At 63.0% G+C, this 18,404-nt stretch carries 19 protein-coding genes; 8 read left to right on the top strand and 11 right to left on the bottom strand.

The genetic code is table 11. The features are described from left to right. Positions 1 to 26: 26 nt before the first annotated feature. The 6 genes from rpsD to AZSI13_RS12360 form a co-directional block, all read right to left on the bottom strand. Positions 27 to 644, bottom strand: a complete 618-nt coding sequence (rpsD, locus tag AZSI13_RS12385; protein ID WP_109041448.1) for a 30S ribosomal protein S4 — start codon at positions 642 to 644, stop codon at positions 27 to 29. 30 nt (positions 645 to 674) lie between these two features. Further along, on the bottom strand, positions 675 to 947 hold the full coding sequence (locus AZSI13_RS12380) for a hypothetical protein (RefSeq protein WP_109041447.1): 273 nt from the start codon (positions 945 to 947) through the stop codon (positions 675 to 677). A gap of 180 nt (positions 948 to 1,127) precedes the next feature. Next, positions 1,128 to 1,316: a hemin uptake protein HemP gene (gene hemP / locus AZSI13_RS12375; RefSeq protein ID WP_109041446.1), complete on the bottom strand. Its 189-nt coding sequence runs from the start codon at positions 1,314 to 1,316 to the stop codon at positions 1,128 to 1,130. Then, positions 1,313 to 1,732: a biopolymer transporter ExbD gene (locus tag AZSI13_RS12370; RefSeq protein WP_109041445.1), complete on the bottom strand. Its 420-nt coding sequence runs from the start codon at positions 1,730 to 1,732 to the stop codon at positions 1,313 to 1,315. The genes hemP and AZSI13_RS12370 overlap by 4 nt, the downstream gene beginning before the upstream one ends. Beyond that, positions 1,733 to 2,476: a MotA/TolQ/ExbB proton channel family protein gene (locus tag AZSI13_RS12365; RefSeq protein ID WP_109041444.1), complete on the bottom strand. Its 744-nt coding sequence runs from the start codon at positions 2,474 to 2,476 to the stop codon at positions 1,733 to 1,735. It abuts the gene before it with no gap. A 5-nt stretch (positions 2,477 to 2,481) separates the two neighbouring features. After that, a complete protein-coding gene (locus AZSI13_RS12360) occupies positions 2,482 to 3,120 on the bottom strand; it encodes an energy transducer TonB (RefSeq protein ID WP_109041512.1) in 639 nt (212 codons plus the stop codon). A 201-nt stretch (positions 3,121 to 3,321) separates the two neighbouring features. Between AZSI13_RS12360 and ppa the strand changes: the two genes are divergently transcribed. From ppa to AZSI13_RS12345, 3 genes are all read left to right on the top strand, one after another. After that, a complete protein-coding gene (gene ppa / locus AZSI13_RS12355) occupies positions 3,322 to 3,870 on the top strand; it encodes an inorganic diphosphatase (RefSeq protein ID WP_109041443.1) in 549 nt (182 codons plus the stop codon). A gap of 177 nt (positions 3,871 to 4,047) precedes the next feature. Continuing rightward, positions 4,048 to 5,679, top strand: a complete 1,632-nt coding sequence (locus AZSI13_RS12350; RefSeq protein WP_109041442.1) for an NAD+ synthase — start codon at positions 4,048 to 4,050, stop codon at positions 5,677 to 5,679. 71 nt (positions 5,680 to 5,750) lie between these two features. After that, positions 5,751 to 6,089 (top strand): P-II family nitrogen regulator, encoded by a 339-nt coding sequence (locus tag AZSI13_RS12345; protein ID WP_109041441.1) that lies wholly within the window; start codon positions 5,751 to 5,753, stop codon positions 6,087 to 6,089. 373 nt (positions 6,090 to 6,462) lie between these two features. Here AZSI13_RS12345 and AZSI13_RS12340 read toward each other — a convergent pair whose 3' ends face one another. Both AZSI13_RS12340 and trxB read right to left on the bottom strand, forming a co-directional pair. Further along, positions 6,463 to 7,527 (bottom strand): Smr/MutS family protein, encoded by a 1,065-nt coding sequence (locus AZSI13_RS12340; protein ID WP_235609755.1) that lies wholly within the window; start codon positions 7,525 to 7,527, stop codon positions 6,463 to 6,465. Positions 7,528 to 7,534: 7 nt separating this feature from the next. Further along, positions 7,535 to 8,500, bottom strand: coding sequence for a thioredoxin-disulfide reductase (gene trxB / locus AZSI13_RS12335; protein ID WP_109041440.1), 966 nt, complete (start codon positions 8,498 to 8,500; stop codon positions 7,535 to 7,537). A gap of 212 nt (positions 8,501 to 8,712) precedes the next feature. Between trxB and AZSI13_RS12330 the strand changes: the two genes are divergently transcribed. From AZSI13_RS12330 to lolA, 3 genes are read left to right on the top strand one after another with little or no spacing between them, the layout of a single operon-like run. Next, a complete protein-coding gene (locus AZSI13_RS12330; RefSeq protein ID WP_235609754.1) occupies positions 8,713 to 9,312 on the top strand; it encodes a Crp/Fnr family transcriptional regulator in 600 nt (199 codons plus the stop codon). A gap of 49 nt (positions 9,313 to 9,361) precedes the next feature. Beyond that, entirely contained in the window at positions 9,362 to 11,674 is a 2,313-nt protein-coding gene (locus AZSI13_RS12325) for a DNA translocase FtsK (protein ID WP_109041438.1), read from the top strand. Continuing rightward, a complete protein-coding gene (gene lolA, locus AZSI13_RS12320; protein WP_369406667.1) occupies positions 11,671 to 12,309 on the top strand; it encodes an outer membrane lipoprotein chaperone LolA in 639 nt (212 codons plus the stop codon). Before AZSI13_RS12325 ends, lolA begins: the two co-directional genes overlap by 4 nt. Positions 12,310 to 12,368: 59 nt before the next feature. Here lolA and AZSI13_RS17605 read toward each other — a convergent pair whose 3' ends face one another. From AZSI13_RS17605 to AZSI13_RS17320, 3 genes are all read right to left on the bottom strand, one after another. Beyond that, the gene (locus tag AZSI13_RS17605; RefSeq protein WP_165833486.1) at positions 12,369 to 12,614 is read right to left on the bottom strand and encodes a hypothetical protein; all 246 of its coding nucleotides are present in this window, start codon (positions 12,612 to 12,614) and stop codon (positions 12,369 to 12,371) included. 681 nt (positions 12,615 to 13,295) lie between these two features. Further along, complete coding sequence (locus AZSI13_RS12305; protein ID WP_109041435.1) at positions 13,296 to 13,928, bottom strand: phosphatase PAP2 family protein; 633 nt, start codon at positions 13,926 to 13,928, stop codon at positions 13,296 to 13,298. 800 nt (positions 13,929 to 14,728) lie between these two features. Next, positions 14,729 to 15,835, bottom strand: coding sequence for a hypothetical protein (locus tag AZSI13_RS17320; RefSeq protein ID WP_133247312.1), 1,107 nt, complete (start codon positions 15,833 to 15,835; stop codon positions 14,729 to 14,731). 163 nt (positions 15,836 to 15,998) lie between these two features. Here AZSI13_RS17320 and AZSI13_RS12290 point away from each other — a divergent pair, with 163 nt between their 5' ends. After that, positions 15,999 to 16,991, top strand: coding sequence for an integron integrase (locus AZSI13_RS12290; protein WP_109041432.1), 993 nt, complete (start codon positions 15,999 to 16,001; stop codon positions 16,989 to 16,991). A 68-nt stretch (positions 16,992 to 17,059) separates the two neighbouring features. Then, entirely contained in the window at positions 17,060 to 18,385 is a 1,326-nt protein-coding gene (locus tag AZSI13_RS12285) for a replication-associated recombination protein A (RefSeq protein WP_165833484.1), read from the top strand. Positions 18,386 to 18,404: the final 19 nt, after the last annotated feature.

Raw genomic sequence — 18,404 nt, 5'->3', positions numbered from 1 at the left:
GCGCCGGTGACGCCGGGCCGGAACGGCTACAGTCGGGTGGCGTAGTACTCCACGACCCGCTGCAGATCCAGGGGGAAGGGGGCGGATTCGCCGTCCGGCAGGTGGGTCAGCCGGGCGGTCGTGTGGGCCTCGTCGAAGGCGATCCACTCCGGCCGCTCCAGGGCCGGCTCGGCCAGGGCGGCGCGGATGGCCAGCAGGTTGCGGCTCTTTTCCGTCGGGCCGAAGGCGTCGCCGGCCTTGAGGCGCATGGAGGGAATGGTGGCGCGGCGGCCGTTGAGGGCGATATGGCCGTGGCTCACCAGTTGCCGGGCGGCAGGAATGGTGGGGGCGAGGCCGGCGCGGAAGACCAGGTTGTCCAGGCGACGTTCGAGGAATTCGACAATCTTGCTGCCGGTGGCACCCTGCTTGCGGCGGGCATCGACGACGATGCGCCGCAGCTGGGTTTCGGAAACGCCGTAGTTGAAGCGCAGCTTCTGCTTTTCCATGAGCTGCAGGCCGAATTCGGATTTGCGGCCGGCGGCCTTGCGGGCGCCGTGCTGGCCGGGGGGCTGGTTGCGCTCACCCATGGATTTGCGGGAGAGGCCGGGCAGGTCGGTGCCCAGGGCACGCATGATCTTGAGGCGGGGGCCGGTGTGGCGGGACATAGGTTCTTTCTCCAGGTGGGGCGCGGGGCTTTAGTGCAGGGCAAGGCCGGCGGTGGCCAGGGGCGGGTGGCTGACGGCGATGGAGGCCGGATGGCAGTCGACGGCTTCCCAGCTGTCGAGGGCCTCCAGGAGGACCTCCCGCAAGTGGGGGTTGAGGCCGTCGGCGGCCGCGATGCCGCGCAGATGGCTGCGCAGGGCGTCGGTCTTGGCCGGGGTGGCGCCGCGCAGCGCCGAGGAGGAAAGAAGGTGGATGACGGCAGCCAGCTGCAGGTCCATTGGCATTTCAGGGATGTCCATGGCCATGGAAATACTCCGAAAACAATCGCTGGCTGGCCGGGCCGCAGGGCGCCGGTGGGGCTGGCTGGGTGAAAGAAAAGGACGCTCGTTCCTGCGGAAAAAAGGGAGCTGGCTGGCCCGAGGGTTGGCTGGCCGCAAGAGGGTGATGCGTCGAGAGTGACGGATTCCTTTGGGGTTACTTTGGGGTTACTTGGTGAGGATCAGCTTGTTCTCGCGGGTCAGGCGCAGCAGGTAGCACTGGCCGGCGTGCTCGATGCACACCGTGTTGTTGCCGCGGAAGAGCTGACGGCTGGCCAGCACCGGGGCCTGTCCCGGCGGAGGGGAGTCCACCGTGACCACTGCCAGGGTGGGTTTGATCTCGTTGCCGTGGTTCATGGACGCGCTCCTGGGAGGGTGACAAAACCGAGTTTGACGATGCCGGCTTCCTTGGCCGCCGCCATCAGCTCGGCGACGCGCTGGTAGCGGGTTTCCTTGTCGGCGGAAAGGTGCACTTCCGGCTGGGGCTGCTGGGCGGCGCTGGCGGCCAGACGGCGGACCAGTTCCTCCTGCTGGATTTCGCTCTGGTTCCAGTACAGCTTGCCGGCTGCATCCAGGGCCAGGTTCACTGTATCGGGCTTGGGGTCTGCCGGGGCGGCGCTGGCCTGGGGCAAATCCACCTTGACGGCCTGGGTCATCAGGGGGGCGCAGACGATGAAGATAATCAGCAGGACCAGCATCACATCCACCAAGGGCGTGGTGTTGATGTCGGCCATGGGCTGGGAGGGGCCCGATTCGAAGCCGCCGAATGCCATTTACGCCACCTCTGCCAGCTTGCGGGTCGCTGCAGTGCTGCGACCTTGGGGGACGACGGGGGATTCGGCCATAGGGTGGCCGGTGGTCAGGAAGGTGTGGAGGTCGTGGGCAAAGGCATCCAGATCGCCGCCGATGACGCGCAGGCTGCGGTTGAAGGTGTTGTAGGCCAGCACGGCGGGAATGGCGACGAAGAGGCCGGCAGCGGTCATGATCAGGGCTTCGCCGACGGGGCCAGCCACCTTGTCGAGGCTGGATTGGCCGGTCATGCCGATGGTGGCCAGGGCGTGGTAGATGCCCCAGACGGTGCCGAAGAGGCCGATGAAGGGAGCGGTGGAGCCGATGGAAGCGAGCAGGGTCTGGCCGCCTTCCAGGTGGCTGGAGGTGCGGGCGATGCCCTGGCGCAGGGCACGGGTCACCAGTTCGCTGGCGGAAAGGTGGGAATCCAGGTGGGGCGCGCTACCGGCATGGCTCTGGAAGTGGCTGACGGCCTGGCTGCCGCGGCGGGCCAGTTCGGCAAAGGGTGCGGCCGGTTCCAGGCGCTCCAGGCCTTCCTGCAGGTTGGCGGCGTGCCAGAAGCTATCCATGGCCACCGGCGCCGTGCGGCGCAGGTTCCAGATTTTCCAGCCCTTGCCGAGTATCACCGCCCAGCTGGCCACGGACAGGCCCAGCAGCAGGATGGCGATGGCGTGGGAAACGAAGTCCCCCTGGGCCCAGAAAGTGGCGAAATCGAAATTGGCTTGCATGGGGTTTAGCTTTCCAAACTGAATGAAATGGGAATGACAACCCAGGAGGAGACCGCCTCGCCACCCTGGCGGGCCGGCACGAAGCGCCAGCGCTTCACGGCTTCCAGCGCAGCGCTATCGAGGCGCGGGCTGCCTGAGGTCTGCTTGAGTTCCACGTTGTCCGTATTGCCGTTGGGCAATACGTGGGCCCGTAGCCACACCTTGCCCTGTTCGCCCATGCGGCGGGCGGCCGGCGGGTAGATGGGGCGGGGGTTCTGCAGGTAATCGGCATCAAAACGGGCTTCCACCACCGGTGCCGGCGCGGCGGAGGCCGGTGCTGCGGCCGCCGGGGCGGGCGGTGGCGGTGCCGCCGTGGTGATGGAGGCGGGCGTGGGGGCCGGGGCCGGCTCGCTCTTGGTGGGGCGAGGCGCCGGGGTTTGCTGCTTGACCACGGGTTGGGGCTTCGGCGGGGGCGGCAGCGGCTTGGCCGCGGGTTCGGGTGCTGGCGCCAGAAGGGCGACGCTCAGCACCTGGGGCGGCTCGATAGGCGTTGGCTGTGCCGTGCCGGAAACCCACGCCAGGGCGGCGCCGTGCAGCAGCACGGCGGCTCCGATCCAGTAGCTCCGGCTTTGCCAGTTACTGTCCGAATCACTGGCATATGGCATGGCTGAAACCAGCATGGCGGGTTGCTTTCTGAGAATTGGTGTTAAATAGCAATGGTTCTTATTCTCTAGATAATGAGAATGGCTGTCAACATCGATCGAAGTGCACTGCTTTCTTTCTCGACCGCCCCGCCTATCCTCATGAAACCCTCTGTGGGCGGGTCCCTGACGTATAATTAAGGACTTTTATAAGGAGACTGATTCATGAATATCGAAGCCCTGTCCATTGGTAAGGACATCCCCAACGATTTCAACGTGGTCATCGAAATCCCGGCCCGCGCCCCCGGCATCAAGTACGAACTGGACAAGGATTCCGGCGCCGTGCTGGTGGACCGTTTCATGTCCACCCCCATGCACTACCCCTGTAACTACGGCTTTGTGCCCCACACCCTGTCCGACGATGGCGATCCCGTGGACGTACTGGTGGTCACCCCCTACCCGCTGCACCCCGGCGTGGTCGTGCGCTGCCGCCCCGTCGGCATCCTGCACATGGAAGACGAAGCCGGTATGGACGCCAAGGTCCTGGCCGTGCCCGTTTCCAAGCTGACCTCCCTCTACGACAACGTCAAGGAAGTGGCCGACCTGCCCGACCTGCTGCCGAAGATGATTGGACACTTCTTCGAGCACTACAAGGATCTGGAACCCAACAAGTGGGTGAAGGTGAAGGGCTGGGGCGACGTGGAAGCCGCCAAGAAGGAAATCACCGAAGGCGTGGCCCGTTACGAGGCCTCCGGCGACAAGCCCGCTTTCTGAACGGCATGAGGCCGGGGGGACGCTGGTTCCCCCGCCCTTTGTCTTTTGGTTGTCGCTGTCGCTGTTGTTGTTGCTGCTCCTGTTGTTGTTTCCTGCTGTTGTACTTCCGTTTTTCCCGCCGATTTCCGGCTGCGCCGCGCTACTGCGCCGATTTCGTTCATTTCGCTCATTTCGCCCATGTCCTCCGTGTTTCCCCAGTCCTCCCTGACGGTCGCCGTCCTCCAGTGCAATGCCGTGGTCGGCGATCTGGCCGCCAACCGCGCCCGTCTTGCCGCTGCCGCCCGGACCGCCCTGGAACGGGGGGCCGACCTGCTGCTGACGCCGGAGTTGGGCCTCTGCGGCTATCCGCCGGAAGACCTGTTGCTGCGCCCCGATTTCTACCGGGCTTGCGCCCGCGAACTGCAGGCTCTGGCAGCCGAGGTGCCGGATATCGGCCTGATCGTCGGCCACCCCCTAGAGGCTGACGGCCGCCGCTACAACGCCGCCTCCTTCCTGAAGGATGGGCGCATTCAGGCCACCTACCGCAAGCACCGTCTGCCCAATTACGAGGTGTTCGACGAAGAGCGCTACTTCGATCCAGGCAGCGAGGCGTGCCTCATCGAGGTCAAGGGCTGGACCCTGGGCCTCAACATCTGCGCCGACGTCTGGGAAGCCGGTGCCGCCGAGCAGGCTGCCGCCGCCGGCGCCCAGGCCCTGCTGGTGCTCAATGCTTCCCCCTATCACATGCACAAGGAGCGCGACCGCCTGGCCGTGTTGCGCGACCGGATTGCCGCTACCGGCATTCCCCTGATTTACGCCAATCTGGTGGGCGGCCAGGACGAATTGGTGTTCGACGGCGCCTCCCTGGCCCTGTCGGCTGACGGCAGCGTCGGCGCCAGCCTGCCCCGTTTTGAAGAGGCGCTGGAGCTGGTACAGCTGCAACCTGGTGGCCGGGTCGCCGGCCTGCTGCTGCCCGAACCGTGCGTTGAGGAACAGGTGTACCGCGCCCTGGTACTCGGAGTGCGGGACTACATCGGCAAGAACGGCTTCAAGGGCGCCGTCATCGGCCTCTCCGGCGGCATCGACTCAGCCCTGACCCTGGTGGTGGCTGCCGAGGCTCTGGGGGCCGACAAGGTGCGGGCCATCATGATGCCATCGCCCTACACCGCCCAGATGAGCCTGGACGATTCTCGCCAGCTCGTCGAAACCCTGGGCGTGCGCTACGACGAAATTGCCATTGCCCCGGCCATGGGCGTCTATGGCGAGATGCTGGCCCAGGAATTCGCCGGCACCGCCGCGGATACGACGGAGGAAAACCTCCAGGCCCGCATTCGCGGCAACATCCTCATGGCCGTTTCCAATAAAAGCGGCAGCCTAGTGCTGACCACCGGCAACAAGTCCGAAATGGCCGTGGGCTACTGCACTCTTTACGGCGACATGGCCGGCGGCTTCGCCGTCATCAAGGATCTGGCCAAGACCTTTGTTTACCGCCTGTGCCGCTGGATCAACCGGGAACGGGAGATCATTCCCGACAACATCATCGTCCGCCCCCCTTCCGCCGAGCTCAAGCCGGACCAGAAGGACCAGGACAGCCTGCCGCCCTACGAGGTGCTGGACGCCATCATGGAAGCCTATATGGAGCAGGACCTTTCCCCCCGGGAGATCCTGGCCCTGGGCTACAGCGAGGCCGACGTGCGGCGGGTGGTGCGGCTGCTCAAGATCAGCGAATACAAACGTCGCCAGTCCCCGGTTGGCATCCGCGTCACCCAGCGGGGCTTCGGCAAGGACTGGCGTTACCCGATCACCAACCGTTATGCTGACGAATGGTGAAACCGGCGCACGGTTCCGGCATTCGGTTGGGAATGCCCGGCGGCGGCACAGAATTTAAATAAGGAGAGTCCATGAAAAAGATCGAAGCCATCATCAAGCCCTTCAAGCTGGACGAAGTGCGCGAAGCCCTGTCCGAAATCGGCGTGACCGGCCTGACCGTCACCGAGGTCAAGGGCTTTGGCCGCCAGAAGGGCCACACCGAGCTGTACCGCGGCGCCGAATACGTCGTGGACTTCCTGCCCAAGATCAAGGTGGAACTGATCGTTTCCGACAACACCGTGGAGCCGGCCATCGACGCCATCGTCAAGGCTGCCCATACCGGCAAGATCGGCGACGGCAAGATTTTCGTCATGCCCGTCGAGCAGGTGGTGCGCATCCGTACCGGCGAGACCGACGAAGCCGCCATCTGAACGTTGCCTCGGACAGCGCCGACAACGTGGCCGGCGCCAGGCTTCCTGGTCCTGTACGCATACTGTCTGGCACCTGGCAAAAAGGCCATCCGTGAGGATGGCCTTTTTGTTTTCTACGCTCGTCTTGGTTGTCGCCCTGATTGTCGCCTTGGTCGCCCGCTGAGGCTTGCTGGATGCGCTTCTCTGTGGGGTAGGGCTGGAGAACAAGGCGGGGCGCGGCTTCACGGGGATGAGTAGGCGAGATGCCCCCCCTGCTTGCCTCTCCAGGCAATGCCTGGAAAGCGGAGGACTCGGGGCGACATGCCGTAAAGACAACAGCAGCCGGCCCCGGGCGATGATCCTGCGCCTGCGCCCCGGCATTGCCGGTTGGTGTTCAGACCGGCTTTGGGTTCGACGCCCCGTCGCTGCTGCCGGCGCCGCCTTCCCGGTGGGGATTGCGCAACAGCACCAGCAGGGCGCCGCTGCCGCCATCTGCCGGCTTGGCTTCGCAGAAGGCCAGCACTTCCGGGTGCTGGGCCAGCCAGTTGCGGGTGAGATGCTTCAGCAGGGATTCGCCGCCGGGGGAACTGAGGCCCTTGCCGTGGATGATACGCAGGCAGCGCTGGCCCCGCCGGCCGCAGCGGGCCAGGGCAGCGGTGAGGAATTCCCGGGCTTCATCCCGCGTGTAGCCGTGCAGGTCGATTTCCGTTTCCACCGTGATACGGCCGCGGCGCAGGTCCGCCAGCAGGCGGCCGGGCGCGCCGGGGCGCAGGTGATCACCCTCGGCCGGCGCATCGGCCCGGTCCGACAGGGGCGGCGGTGCGGGCTGCCCGGCCGATGGCTTGGGTATTTCTTCCATCTGGGGCTGGGGCTGGGGCCGGGGGCGTGGCGGCGGCCGGGGGCGGTCGATATCCGCCTGGTTCTTGTCCGGCAGCGGGGTAGTGCCGCCGACAGCGCGGCGAAAGAGGGCGGTCGGGTCGTTGTCCGGCAGATCCGCCAGAAAGGCTTCCAGGGTATCGGGGCCGGCCTTCGCTTCGGCAGCCTGGGCGCGGCGTTTCTGTCGCGACAGCCGGGGGCCGACTTCGGCCCGGCCGCCGTCCTTGATGGGCGTGACGTCGCCGACGCTGGCCTGGAACAGGGCAGCGGGGTCGTTGGGGTCGAAGGCCCGGGGCCGCGGCGGGGTCGGTTCCAGAGTTTCCTCAACCGTGCGGGGCCGGGGGCGGGGTGCCGGTGGGGCCTTCTTCAGCTGGGCCCGGTTGTCCGCCGCCATGGGCGTGGTGCCGGCGAAGGCTTCGGCCAGCAGGCTGGCCATGTCTTCTTCCGCCGCAGCGGGGGCGAGCGGTGTAGCAGCAACCTGGGGTTGGGGCGTGGGGGAGTTCTTGGCGGGCGCCGGGCGGGTTTTCAGGTCCCGCAGGGCCTGAAAGGGGGAGCCGGGCGCCGCCGGGGGGCGGCGCACCATGGAACGATCAGGCCTGGGTGGTTTCCAGGCTGTCTAGGTAGCGTTCGGCGTCCAGGGCGGCCATGCAGCCGGTGCCGGCGGAGGTGCAGGCCTGGCGGTAGATGTGGTCTTGCACGTCGCCGGCAGCGAAAACGCCGGTGATGCTGGTCTGGGTGGCGTTGCCGGCACGGCCGGCCTGGGTCACGATGTAGCCGTTTTCCAGTTCCAGCTGGCCTTCAAAGAGTTCGGTGTTGGGCTTGTGGCCGATGGCGATGAAGACGCCCATCACCGGTACTTCCTTGGTTTCGCCGGTATTCACGTGCTTCACCTTGAGGCCGGTGACGCCGCTGTCGTCGCCCAGCACTTCTTCCAGGGTCGAATCCCACAGCACGGTGACCTTGCCTTCTTCCACCTTCTTCATCAGCTTGTCCTGGAGAATCTTCTCGGACTTGAACTTGTTGCGGCGGTGGATGACGGTGACGTGGCTGGCGATGTTGGCCAGATACAGAGCCTCTTCCACGGCGGTATTGCCGCCGCCGACCACGGCCACGGCCTGGTTGCGGTAGAAGAAACCGTCGCAGGTGGCGCAGGCGGAAACGCCGCGGCCGGCGAACTTCTCTTCGGAAGGCAGGCCCAGGTACTGGGCGGAGGCGCCGGTGGCGATGATCAGGGCGTCGCAGGTGTATTCGCCGGAGTCGCCGATGAGGCGGAAGGGCTTTTCCTGCAGCTTGGCGGTGTGGATGTGGTCGAAGATGATCTCGGTCTCGAAGCGCCGGGCATGTTCCTCGAAGCGCTGCATCAGTTCGGGGCCCTGGATGCCTTCGGCGGCGGCGGGCCAGTTATCCACTTCGGTGGTGGTCATCAGCTGGCCGCCCTGGGCCAGACCGGTAATGAGCACAGGTTTCAGGTTGGCGCGGGCGGCATAGACGGCGGCGGTGTAGCCGGCGGGGCCGGAACCGAGAATGAGCAGGCGGCTGTGGCGCTGGGTGGTCATGGCGTTTCTCTCTTGGGTCGGTTTCAGGTCGGAGGGAAATTATAGCGAAAGCGCCGTTTCTGCACCCAAAGTGTCCGTGACGAATTTGGCATATGGAATTTGGCATATAATTGCGAGCCAATATTGAACGTACAAAGACAACAAGGGCGAATATGCAGGTTGGGAGAGGGCTGAGCCTGGCAACGTTGCGCAACGTACCGATGTTCGAACGGGTGCCTGACACTGAACTGGAGCATCTGGCACGGGTGGCCTGCTACCGCAAGGTACCGCGCGGCACTACCATCGTGCGCGCCGGTGACAGCACGGATTCCTTCTACATTCTCATTTCCGGCAGCATCAAGGTGCTGAACAGCGACGAGGAAGGGCGGGAGGTCATCCTGGCCATTCTCGGTGCCGGCGAGTTCTTCGGCGAAATGGGGGTGATTGACGGTTCTCCCCGCTCCGCCGACGTGCTGGCCATTGAGCCCTGCGAACTGCTGGTCATCGCCAAGCCCGATTTCCGCCGCATGCTCACCGAACATGCGGACGTGGCCCTCTACCTCATGCGCAGCCTGGTGCAGCGCCTGCGTGAGGCCGACCGCAAGATCGAAAGCCTGGCCCTGATGGATGTCTTCGGCCGGGTGGCCAACCTGCTGCTGGAGTTCTCCGAGGTGCAGGAAGGCCGCCGCATCGTCACCCGCAAGCTGACCAAGCAGGACATCGCCAAGATGATCGGCGCCTCTCGGGAAATGGTCAGCCGGGTGATGAAGGACCTGGAAACCTCCGGTTACATCGAAATTCAGGACGGCCGCATCGTCCTCAACGAAACCTGAACGCCCGGTGCCGCTATAATCGGGCGGAAGACCAACTGCTTCCCTGCCCATGGCCGTTCCCCAATCCGCCCGCCGCAACTCCGAAAAAGCCCCCAGCCCCCTGCCGGAAAAGATAGCCATCATCCTGCAGGAATCCCGCTGGCTGGCCCTGGTGGTGTTTGCCGGGTTCCTTTCCCTGGCCCTCTGGGGCTATGACCGGACCGACCCGGGCTGGTCCCACGCCGCCCAGGTAGATGCCCTGCGCAATCCGGCGGGCCGTTTCGGCGCCTGGATTTCCGATCTGCTGCTCTACCTCTTCGGCGCCTCCGCCTGGTGGTGGGTCACCCTCATGCTGGCCCTGGTCTGGTGGGGCTACCGCCGCCTGGATGGGCTGCGGGGCAACGGCGACCGTCGCCCCCTGATCGTTGCCGCCATCGGCTTCCTCATCCTGCTCATTGCCAGTTGCGGCCTTGAGGCCATTCGTTTCTACACCCTGCGCACCCCGCTGCCCCTGGTGCCCGGCGGCATGCTGGGCCTGGAGCTGGGCAACGCCGCGGTCGGCGCCCTGGGCTACACCGGCGCCACCCTGGTGCTGCTCACCGGCGTGGTGCTGGGCTGGAGCCTTTTTTCCGGCATGAGCTGGCTCACTGCTTTCGAGCGCCTCGGCACCCTGGTGGAGGGCAGCTATTTCGGCGTGCGCAGCCTGGTGGAGCGCTGGCAGGACCAGCGCATCGGCCGTGAAGTGGCCCGGGAGCGGGAAGCAGTGGTGGAAGTGGAGCGGGCCCGGGTGGAAGACCACGAGCCCATCCGCATCGAAATCGTCGAGCCGGAAATCGAAGTTTCCACCAAGGTGGAAAAGCGCATCGAACGGGAGCGCCAGACGCCTCTTTTCCCCGAAGCGGTGGAAGGCGGCCAGTTGCCGCCCCTGCACCTGCTGGACCCGGCACCGCCCCAGACCGACATGCCGGCGGCGGATACCCTGGAATTCACCTCCCGCCTCATCGAACGCAAGCTGGCCGACTTCGGCGTCCAGGTCAAAGTGCTGGCAGCCTATCCTGGCCCGGTCATCACCCGCTATGAAATCGAGCCGGCGGTGGGCGTCAAGGGCGCCCAGATCGTCAATCTGGCGCGGGACCTGGCCCGGGCCCTGGCGCTCATTTCGGTGCGGGTGGTGGAAACGGTGCCCGGCAAGTCCTGCATGGCCCTGGAACTGCCCAACCCCAAGCGCCAGGCCGTGCGCCTCTCGGAGATTCTCTCCAGCAAGGCCTATTACGATTCCGCCTCGCCCCTCACCGTGGCCCTGGGCAAGGACATCGGCGGCCAGTCCACCGTGGCCGACCTGGCCAAGATGCCCCACCTGCTGGTGGCCGGTACCACCGGCTCCGGCAAGTCGGTGGGTATCAACGCCATGATTCTCTCCCTGCTCTACAAATCCACCGCCAAGGACGTGCGCCTGATTCTGGTGGATCCGAAGATGCTGGAGCTTTCCATCTACGAAGGCATTCCCCACCTGCTGGCACCGGTGGTGACCGACATGCGCCAGGCTGCCAACGCGCTCAACTGGTGCGTCGGCGAGATGGAAAAACGCTACAAGCTGATGAGCGCCATGGGCGTGCGCAACCTGGCAGGCTTCAACGCCAAGATCAAGGAAGCGGCGAAGAACGAGGTGAAGATTCCCAACCCGCTCTCAATCACCCCCGAATCTCCCGAGCCGCTGACCGAGCTGCCCTACATCGTGGTGGTTATCGACGAGCTGGCCGACCTGATGATGGTGGTGGGCAAGAAGGTGGAAGAACTCATCGCCCGCCTCGCCCAGAAGGCCCGGGCTGCCGGCATCCACCTGGTGCTGGCCACCCAGCGGCCGAGCGTGGACGTGATCACCGGCCTGATCAAGGCCAACATTCCCACCCGCATCTCCTTCCAGGTCTCCAGCAAGATCGACTCCCGCACCATCCTCGACCAGATGGGCGCAGAAGCCCTGCTGGGCCAGGGTGACATGCTCCACCTGACCCCGGGCAGCGGCTACCCCAACCGGGTGCACGGTGCCTTCGTCGCCGACGATGAAGTGCATCACGTGGTGGAATACCTGAAGAAGACCGGCGCCCCCGATTACGTGGAAGACGTGCTCACCGGTGCCGGCAGCGATGACGAGGGCGGCGACGGCGAAGGCGGCGACGATCCCGAAAACGACCCCATGTACGATCAGGCCGTGGAAATCGTCCTCAAGACCCGCCGGGCCTCCATTTCCTTGGTCCAGCGCAACCTGCGCATCGGCTACAACCGGGCTTCCCGCCTCATCGAAGCCATGGAAAAGGCCGGCCTCGTTTCCGCCATGGATGGCCGCGGCGGGCGCGAAGTGCTGGGCCGCAAGACGGAAGAATGATGAAAATCTCCTCCAAGAAGTTCCTCCTGGCTGTACTCCTGTCCGCTTCCCTGCTGCCCGCCGCCGCCCAGGCCGCCGGCGTGGCCAAGCTGAAGAGCTTTCTCGACGGCACTCGTAGTATGCGGGCTGAATTTACCCAGACTGTGGTGGCAAAAAGTGGCCGCAAGCCCCAGAACTCCACCGGCCTGATGATGTTTCAGCGCCCCGGAAAATTCCGCTGGCAGGTGGAAAAGCCCTATCCCCAGCTGATGGTGGGGGATGGTGAAAAATTCTGGATCTACGACCCGGAATTGAAGCAGGTCACGGTAAAGAAGATGGGCAAGGCCCTTGGCGCCACCCCGGCCGCCCTGCTGGCCGGTGATGGTTCCGCCACGCTGGAAAAGAACTTCACCCTCAGCGAAGGCGGGGAGAAGGATGGCCTGGAATGGGCCGAGGCCACGCCCAAGACGGCTGACTCCGGCTTTGAGAAGGTGCGCCTGGGCTTTGCCGGCGACCAGCTGCGGGCCATGGAGCTGCTGGATAGCTTCGGCCAGACCACTTCCCTCGTGTTCTCCCGCAGCGAGCGCAATCCCGCCCTGGCTCCCGGCCTGTTCCGCTTCACCCCGCCTCCCGGGGCTGATGTGGCCGGCGAGTAAGCGCCCGGGCGGCGGCTAGCGCGGGCCGGCCGCCTTCCGTTTTTATTGACGCGTTCAGCCTAGGGCTGGGCCTCATCCATCACGTAGCGTTGTGCCTCACCGTGGGCCAATGCACGCACCTGCCGCCAGCGTCGCCAGAAAACCGCCAAGGGAACCAGCAGGGTGATGGCGACAATCGCGGGCGGGGCATGGAACACATACATCGCCACCACGGGCGCCCCCCACATCAGCCCATCGTACTTTCCCATCGGCACCTGATTGCTGTCGCGCAGAAAGGTGTGGCAGTGGGGGCACTGGGGTTTCATTTTCTGTGGCCAAAACCAGCGCGCCGCTGGGGGCCATCCCACCCATAGGGGCTGCTCGAAACGCTGCGCGCAGCGGGGGCAATGGTGGCGGCCACGGGGTGGCTCCGGCATCAGCGCGCTGTCGCAGCATGAGCAGACATCAAGGGGCGTGGTGAGCGCCCGCCCGCAATTTGCGCAGGCGGCATGGGTATCGTGGGTCATGGCAACTGCTGGAGTGGTATCGCTATTCCGAGTCCCTTGATGCAGACGCGGCGGGGGTGTGCGTCGGCCCTCATTGGGCGCGCTCCTCGAAGCTCGGGGGGCAAGCCGTGCGGCGGGTACGTCGAGCCCGGAAATGCCGGATTGCCACGGAGAGCAGCAGGCCAGCCGAAAGCGGACTCAAGACCCAAAGCAGCAACTGGCACCAAAACAGCCCCAGGCCCAGCCAGGGCAACAGGTTGAAGGTGCCAATGAAACAGGGCTGCAGGCCCTTGAGGCCACCTTGGCAGCCAAAAAACGCGTAAGCCCAGAGGGCAAGCTGCCATCCCCCCAGGGGGACCAGGGTCGGCGCAGCAGCGAGAAGGTAGCGAACAAGCCAAGGCATGGCTCACCCAAACTCAGCACAGCCCAGCCGTGCGACAAGGCTCGGTAGGTAGGGAGAATGCCGGGGGGCAGGCATGGGGCGTTGTCTGGCCGTCGGGTTCAAGGTCGTACCGCTGCATCGCCAATGGAGCATTCCTTCTCGCGAAGGGCAAGGACTCGGCTCGCCAGCCATCCGCTGATAGCGCCGAAAAGGTAGCCGGCCAGCACATCGGCCGGGAAATGAGCGCCGACACTGATACGAGAAACACCAACCCATACCACGCACAGCGCCAGCAGTGCCTTCCACCGCCTTTGGCAATAGGGCCAGAAAACCCAGGCAACGAGCATGGCAAATGCGGAATGTCCGCTGGGGAAGCTATGGGGCTCCTTGAGTTCGGCCAGCACCGCCACACTGCCGCTTGGCAAGGCCATGAAGGGGCGAGGCATGTGGAAAGCGGCTTTGGCGGAAAACACCAAGAGCGCCGTGATCGCGCAGCCCACGACGAAGACAAGCAGCAAATCGGCAACCCGGCGCGCGTCGGGAAGGCGGGCAAGGCGCGGGCTTCGCCGCAACAGCCGGCTACTGACGAGCACCAGCAACAGCGCCAGCGCAATCCACAAGGCATTCCAGACATCGCCCAGTTGCGTGCCGGTCAGCATCAACAGATCAATGACAGGGCCACGGAAACCATTGATGGCGGAGAAAAGCTCGCGGTTAAAACCGCCCCATTCGTAAAGCACGGTAAGGGTCACGCTCGGGCCTTAACGTTGGAGGTAAGCAGATGGCCAACAACGAAATGCTCTGGCGGTCCGATTGACGGACTTGTTATGCATGGTGTGATTGTGCCAAAGCGATGGCTGCCTGAATGGCAGCACGAGCCTGAGGGCTGTTCTTCCAGCAAGTGGAGCCGACGATGGCCGAGGCTTGCGAAACGATGTCCAAAGCGTTGGCTTTGCTCAGGTGGGCCAGTGACTCAAACCCCATTTGTTCGAGGCGGGCCACGACCGTTGGGCCAACCCCCTTTACTCCCAGCAATGCCCGGCGTTCTTCCGGTGGGAATGGCATAGATGTCCTCCAGTGATGCATAGCGAAGTTGAGAAAAAGCCCCTGGTCGTCCGGTCGGAAGTGGGCGTCACGGCCAGCCTTTAGCTAAAGGCGTGCCACTTGCTGCGCGTCCAAGCGACCGAAGGAAGCCAATGATCTGTTCTTCGGTGAATCGCTTCTTCATGTCCAATCTCCTTGTCGAGAAAGATTGGACTCTAAAGTCAGACGCTACTCAATTCCGGGGGGACGTCGCAACGACCAAACTTTCTTTCTCTCCCATTGCGAGGGTTTAGGTCGCCTTTTCGCCAGCAATCTGTTGATTCGACGCCTACTTCGCTAGAGATTTGAGCCGGATCTAGCTCGGGTGCAGCGATTGAGAAATATGCGTACGTTTCGTTTGGCTCGGACATAAATAGAGGTGCCTAACGTGAAGGTAACCGGCCTGCGCGGCTCTTTGCGCAGGTCCGGTTGACCGCCAGGTTAGCCATAGCCGATGGCATAACTGACGTTAGCCCATATTCAACATGTCATTCAACTCAGACCAACGCAAGCAGCCTTCGGCTGCCTTATAGGCCGTTACCGCCTTTGCAAACCGAATACCGTATTTTTCAAAATCACCAATGTCTATTTTATTTTTACCGGCCGCAATAACATCTTGGTAAACCATGCGCAACATTTTTGCTATAAACCATGGGTTTCCCTCGCAGACAGAGTATATAAGATCACAGTTTCCATCAATGAAGTCAATGTCATCAATCTGGTGGGCAGCAAAGCAATTGTCGACGTAATCCTTTACTTCGTTTCTTGAGCCAAAACCAACTAGATTCATCCATAAGCTGAAAGATTTCAATAGGATTTCAGTGTCTACCCTATCTTCAAATCCCTTTTCATTCTTAATATTTTCCGCTGACACAACAAAAGTAATCTTCTTTGACGCTAGCACGTCAATATTTTGTCTCAACAAATCATAATTGGCTTTCGGTGGAAGATGGTTCAATTGATCACACACTACAATTATTTTTGTGTAGCCAAATTCACTTATTACACCCAATATTTCATCGAGTAACGCGAGGAATTCAAAAGGCATCAATGGCTTTCTAACCAAAGATAAGCTATTTGATTCTGTCGTGCTTCCTGATGCGATCATCTTTGCACCAACGGTGCTGGTCTTGCTACCGGACGACGCGATATTTTCGCTTGTCACTACTCTAAATATCCGCTTAAGAGTCTTCTTCGCTGCCGATGTTGCGTCAGTATTTCTCGGGTAACGTAGTGAATCCTCCAATAGTTCTGAGTAACTTTCCTTAAATACGTCAGTCCAAACGGAAGCGCACAATTTATGCGTTAGAACAGCAAGAAAATCCCCATAGATGAAATGAAATAACAAACCATCCGAAATTCTCAATATAAATGTGGTCGATTGTTCTCTGCCAAACTTCTCCAAACTAGTCAGTATCAGGCTACTTTTTCCGATACCGTATGAGCCACTGATGGATATGCTTTCATTGCTATGGCGCAATGCATATTCCATCTTTTCCAATTCAGCCTTTCGCGCAGTAAAAATTGGAGGTGTAACAGGATTATTGTGATCAAAGGGGTTAACTCGATCAATCATTTACGTCCTCTTCGTGAGTGGCTCTGGCTAACTAGTAGTAGACGACAAAAACGTCCAATAAAACGGGGACGTGTCCAATAAGCTGGAAAACCGGACAGCATTTTCCCTTGTGTGGCAATGGATTTGGATATATAACTGTTTATCCATACAGTATTTGGTTACCATGAAACCGGACATTCCTGACAAAGTGGTTGCAGCGGGCCCCCGTTTGGTCGATCAGGTGCGGGCGGCGGTACGCATTCGTCATTACAGCATACGGACCGAAGAGGCCTATGTCCATTGGGTGGTCCGCTATATCCGATTCAATGGCATGCGTCATCCGGGGGAGATGGGCGCGCGTGAGGTGACGGCCTTTCTCTCCCATCTGGCGGTCGAAAGGGATATCGCCGCAGCGACCCAGCAACAGGCCTTGTCAGCCTTGCTTTTCCTGTATCGGCAGGTGTTGGAGCTGGATCTGCCGTGGCTGACCGATCTGGTTCGTCCTAAGAAACCGGCGCGGTTGCCGACGGTTTTGAATCGGGATGAAGTGAAGCGGCTGCTGGACGTCATGCCTGTCGGGCAGGCTTTGATGGCCCGGCTGCTCTACGGGACAGGTATGCGGCTGATGGAGTGCCTGCGACTGCGAGTGAAGGACGTGGATTTCGACCGCGGAGAAATTCTGGTCCGCGAGGGCAAGGGGGCCAAGGATCGGGTCACCATGCTCCCCCGCACGCTGGAGCTTCCCTTGCGGGAGCAACTGGCCAGAGCCAGGACGTTGTTTGAACATGACCGGGAGAATGGCTTTCCTGGTGTGTATTTACCCCATGCACTGGAGCGCAAATACCCCCAGGCGGGAGCGACCTGGCCCTGGTTCTGGGTATTCCCTGCTGCCGGATTGTCGGTGGACCCGCGCTCGGGGATCGAGCGGCGGCACCATGCCCACGAAAAGGCCCTGCAACGGGCCATGAAGGAGGCAGCACGCCGGGCGGTTTTGTCCAAGCCCGTTTCTGTGCATACCCTGAGGCATTCCTTTGCCACCCATTTGCTGGATGCTGGCTACGACATTCGCACGGTGCAGGAACTGCTGGGCCATGCCGACGTTTCCACCACCATGATCTACACCCACGTGCTCAACCGGGGCGGGCGGGGCGTGGCTTCTCCCCTGGACAGGGCATGAAAGGCTGTCGTGCCCTTGAGGTAAACTGCGGCTTTTGCACGGGCAGTCCTGCTGCCGATGGATTCTGAGTGAGCGATCTTTTTTCCCAAGGTACGGTGGATGCCGGGGCACCCCTGGCGGAGCAACTGCGGCCCCGCTCGCCCGACGAGGTGATCGGCCAGCAGCATCTATTGGGGCCGGGCAAGCCTCTGCGTCTGGCCTTCGCGTCGGGCCAGCCCCATTCCATGATCCTGTGGGGGCCGCCCGGGGTGGGCAAGACCACCCTGGCGCGGATGATGGCGACCCAGTTCCACTGTGAGTTCATCGCGCTTTCCGCCGTCTTCTCCGGCATCAAGGAGGTGCGGGAGGCGGTGGCCCAGGCCGAGATGTGGAAGGCCCAGGGCAAGCGCACCATTCTCTTCGTCGATGAAATCCACCGCTTCAACAAGGCCCAGCAGGACGGCTTTTTGCCCTTTGTGGAAAGCGGCCTGTTCACCTTCATCGGCGCCACCACCGAGAACCCTTCCTTCGAGGTCAATTCGGCCCTGCTTTCCCGGGCTTCGGTCTATGTACTGAAGTCCCTGGACGAGGCCGAGATGGGCCAGCTGTTCGATCGGGCCCGAGAAAAAGCCCTGGCGGACCTGGATTTCGATGACGAGGCCCGCACCCGCCTGATCGGCCTGGCCGACGGCGATGCCCGGCGCTTCCTCAACCTGCTGGAGCAGGTGCGCACGGCGGCCCGCACCGCCAAGCTGGCCAAGGTGGACGGGGCTTTCATCGAAGCCACCATGGCCCAGAGCCTGCGCCGCTTCGACAAGGGCGGCGATGCCTTCTACGACCAGATTTCGGCCCTGCACAAGTCGGTGCGGGGCTCCAATCCGGACGGCGCCCTCTACTGGTTCTGCCGCATGCTGGATGGCGGCGCCGACCCCCGTTACCTGGCCCGGCGCATCGTGCGCATGGCCTGGGAAGACATCGGCCTGGCCGACCCCCGGGGCAGCGAGATCGCCATGAACGCGGCCCAGACCTACGAGCGCCTGGGCTCGCCGGAAGGGGAGCTGGCCCTGGCCCAGGCGGTGATCTACCTGGCCTGCGCCGCCAAATCGAATGCTGCCTACAACGCGTATAATGCGGCACGCGCCTTCGTCGCCAAGGACGGCTCCCGCCCGGTGCCCGAGCACCTGCGCAACGCCCCCACCAAGCTGATGAAGGATCTGGGCTACGGCAAGGATTACCGCTACGCCCACGACGAGGCCGAAGGCTACGCCGCCGGTGAGAACTACTTCCCCGACGGCATGGCGCCCGCCACCTGGTATCAGCCGGTGGAGCGGGGCCTGGAAATCAAGATCGGCGAAAAGCTCGCCCACCTGCGGGACCTGGATGCCCAGGCCGCCCGCAAAGGCAAAAAAGGCTAGCCACAGAGGGCGCAGAGGA

The organism is Azospira sp. I13 (genome assembly GCF_003112695.1).
Taxonomy (GTDB): domain Bacteria; phylum Pseudomonadota; class Gammaproteobacteria; order Burkholderiales; family Rhodocyclaceae; genus Azospira.
Note: the sequence above shows the minus strand (reverse complement) of the source record. Positions and strands in the feature narration are given on the sequence as shown.

Excerpts from the sequence above, each read along its gene's own strand:
- hemP (WP_109041446.1), bottom strand. The coding sequence starts at position 1,316 with ATGAACCACGGCAACGAGATCAAACCCACCCTGGCAGTGGTCACGGTG.
- AZSI13_RS17320 (WP_133247312.1), bottom strand. The coding sequence starts at position 15,835 with ATGATTGATCGAGTTAACCCCTTTGATCACAATAATCCTGTTACACCT.
- AZSI13_RS12370 (WP_109041445.1), bottom strand. The coding sequence starts at position 1,732 with ATGGCATTCGGCGGCTTCGAATCGGGCCCCTCCCAGCCCATGGCCGAC.
- AZSI13_RS12380 (WP_109041447.1), bottom strand. The coding sequence starts at position 947 with ATGGCCATGGACATCCCTGAAATGCCAATGGACCTGCAGCTGGCTGCC.
- AZSI13_RS12325 (WP_109041438.1), top strand. The coding sequence starts at position 9,362 with ATGGCCGTTCCCCAATCCGCCCGCCGCAACTCCGAAAAAGCCCCCAGC.
- AZSI13_RS12340 (WP_235609755.1), bottom strand. The coding sequence starts at position 7,527 with ATGGTGCGCCGCCCCCCGGCGGCGCCCGGCTCCCCCTTTCAGGCCCTG.
- lolA (WP_369406667.1), top strand. The coding sequence starts at position 11,671 with ATGATGAAAATCTCCTCCAAGAAGTTCCTCCTGGCTGTACTCCTGTCC.
- AZSI13_RS12290 (WP_109041432.1), top strand. The coding sequence starts at position 15,999 with ATGAAACCGGACATTCCTGACAAAGTGGTTGCAGCGGGCCCCCGTTTG.
- AZSI13_RS12360 (WP_109041512.1), bottom strand. The coding sequence starts at position 3,120 with ATGCCATATGCCAGTGATTCGGACAGTAACTGGCAAAGCCGGAGCTAC.
- ppa (WP_109041443.1), top strand. The coding sequence starts at position 3,322 with ATGAATATCGAAGCCCTGTCCATTGGTAAGGACATCCCCAACGATTTC.
- AZSI13_RS17605 (WP_165833486.1), bottom strand. The coding sequence starts at position 12,614 with ATGAAACCCCAGTGCCCCCACTGCCACACCTTTCTGCGCGACAGCAAT.
- AZSI13_RS12350 (WP_109041442.1), top strand. The coding sequence starts at position 4,048 with ATGTCCTCCGTGTTTCCCCAGTCCTCCCTGACGGTCGCCGTCCTCCAG.
- AZSI13_RS12365 (WP_109041444.1), bottom strand. The coding sequence starts at position 2,476 with ATGCAAGCCAATTTCGATTTCGCCACTTTCTGGGCCCAGGGGGACTTC.
- trxB (WP_109041440.1), bottom strand. The coding sequence starts at position 8,500 with ATGACCACCCAGCGCCACAGCCGCCTGCTCATTCTCGGTTCCGGCCCC.
- rpsD (WP_109041448.1), bottom strand. The coding sequence starts at position 644 with ATGTCCCGCCACACCGGCCCCCGCCTCAAGATCATGCGTGCCCTGGGC.
- AZSI13_RS12345 (WP_109041441.1), top strand. The coding sequence starts at position 5,751 with ATGAAAAAGATCGAAGCCATCATCAAGCCCTTCAAGCTGGACGAAGTG.